3 protein-coding genes are annotated in these 2,321 nt (G+C 66.6%); all 3 read right to left on the bottom strand.

Going from position 1 to position 2,321, the window contains the following annotated elements:
- Positions 1-321, bottom strand: a 321-nt coding sequence (locus tag ACXJKR_RS30145) for an amidase family protein (protein WP_457325977.1), incomplete at its 3' end; no start/stop codon positions are given.
- A gap of 43 nt (positions 322-364) precedes the next feature.
- Positions 365-1,342 (bottom strand): GMP reductase, encoded by a 978-nt coding sequence (locus tag ACXJKR_RS30140; protein ID WP_457325976.1) that lies wholly within the window; start codon positions 1,340-1,342, stop codon positions 365-367.
- A 143-nt stretch (positions 1,343-1,485) separates the two neighbouring features.
- On the bottom strand, positions 1,486-2,321 hold an 836-nt coding region (locus ACXJKR_RS30135), incomplete at its 5' end, for an NUDIX domain-containing protein (RefSeq protein ID WP_457325974.1).

Here is a 2,321-nt window from a genome sequence, read left to right as displayed (position 1 = left end):
CCGCACGACATGGGCGTGCTCTCTCGGTGGAGGTAGCGAAGCGAGAGCCCGGCTGCCCCAGCTGGTGGGCTGGCCGGCATAGTCCTCGGCCACGTCCTTGATCAGGCAGGGCACGCCGGCCAGTGGGCCGTTGCCGACGCCGCGCGCCAGCTGGGCGCGGGCCTGGCCTTCCATCAGCCGGCAGACCGGGTTGAGCTGGGGGTGGACTTCGGCCAGCCTTGTGAGCGCCAGGCCGAGCAGGGTTGTCGCTTCGACGCGGCCTGCCGCCACCTCGGCAGCCAGGGAGGTCGCGTCGTGGCGGCGGTAGGCAGCGAAGTCCATTGCGGCTTACATGAACAGACGCTCGCCCGCGTTCCGCAGGTGATCACATGAACAAATGTTCGCCCGCATTCTCTCCACCAAGAATGACGTAATTCACCTTGCGCAGGTCCGACAACTGCGTGCCGCCCGCATACGAGATCGAGCTCTGCAGGTCTTCCTGCATCTCGCGCAGCGTGTCGGCGAACTTGCCCTTGACGGGTTCCAGGATGCGCTTGCCCTCGACGTGGCGGTACTCGCCCTTGTTGAAGTCCGACGCCGAGCCGTAGTACTCCTTGTAGAGCTTGCCGTCGACCTCGACGGTCGTGCCTGGCGACTCTTCATGGCCGGCGAACAGCGAGCCGATCATGACCATGCTGGCGCCGAAGCGCACGCTCTTGGCGATGTCGCCATGGTGGCGGATGCCGCCGTCGGCCACGATGGGCTTGGTGGCCACGCGCGAGCACCATTTCAGCGCCGATAGCTGCCAGCCGCCGGTGCCAAAACCCGTCTTCAGCCGCGTGATGCAGACCTTGCCCGGGCCGACGCCGACCTTGGTCGCGTCCGCACCCCAGTTCTCCAGGTCGATGACGCCTTCGGGCGTGCCAACATTGCCGGCGATGACGAAGGTCTCGGGCAGCTTTTGCTTGATGTGGCCGATCATGCGCTGCACGCTCTCGGCATGGCCGTGGGCGATGTCGATGGTCAGGTAGTCGGCGCCGACGCCTTCAGCCGCCAGCTTGTCCACCAGTTCGAAKTCGGCCGGCTTCACGCCGACGCTCAGCGACACCAGCAGGCCCTTGTCCCGCATGTCCTTGGCATAGGCCAGGCTGTCGAGGTCGAAGCGGTGCATCACGTAGAAGTAGCCCTCGCGGGCCAGCAGCTCGGTGATGGGCTCGTCCACGACCGTCTTCATGTTGGCCGGCACGACCGGCAGCTTGAAGCGGTGTGGGCCGAACTGCACCGAGGTGTCGCAGTCCGAGCGGCTTTCCACGCGGCAGCGGCGCGGCAGCAGCAGGATGTTGTCGTAGTCGAAGATTTCCATAATTCAAGTTCACAGTTGCGGCGCGCGTTTGGCAGTGCGCGACCTGGGCTGCGAGCGCTTGACTTGGCTCTGCCGGCTTTGCTGCCCGTTTTTGCAGCGGGCAAAAAAAACCGGACGCCAAAATTTGGGCCCGGTGATTGATTCTACGCGGGCCTGGTTGGTATTGAAGCGAGGCCGTAGTGCACGGGCATTGCGCAGGCCAAAGCGGCCTTGATCATGGCGTCGGCGCCGGCCGAATCACCGCCGATGCGCAGCAGCAGGTCACATCGCTCCAGCAGGGCCTGGGCGTTGGGGTGGAAGTAGCGGTCCCAGACCGCATCGCCGCGCCGGCCGCCAGCGGCCGCGATGAGCGGCAGGGCGACCCACTCGCCGAGCACCGGCACGTGGCCCAGGGCTGCGACTTGCAGGGCGGCATCCTGCATGGCCTGCACGTTGGCGGCGATCGCGTCCTCCCGGTCGCCCGTGCCGCTTCGATACGGCCCGGCGATGAAGACCAGCAACGGGCCCTTGCGGGGCGGCGGCCCGAAGACATGGCGCTCGGCCCAGCGCAGCAGCATGATCGTTTTCGCATCGACGATCTCGCCGGCCTCGACCTGGCGCATGGCTGCGTCGAAGTCCAGCTCGAAGCGCGCGATGTCCTCGCCCTCCTCAACGAGGCCGCCACCCGCGCCAACCAAGTCGCCATCCTCGTACTCGGCCGCAAAGAAATGCAGCTTCTCGGTCACCGAGCCGGGGCTCATATAGGTCTCGAACAGCGCGCGGGGCTCGCGCAGGCGCACACCGGCTTCCTGCTCGGCCTCGGCGCGGATGCAACTGAGCGGATCGGCCTCGTCCAGCAGCCCGGCCACGGCTTCGACCATCAACTGCTGCCAGCCATTGACGAACGCCGGGTAGCGGAACTGCCGTGTCAGCAACACACGGCGGCGCGTGCGCTGGTAGAGCAGGATGGTGGCGCCATTGCCGCGGTCATAGGTCTCGC

The sequence above is a fragment of the Roseateles sp. P5_E11 genome (genome assembly GCF_054049355.1).
This window is presented reverse-complemented; position numbering and strand designations above follow the sequence as displayed.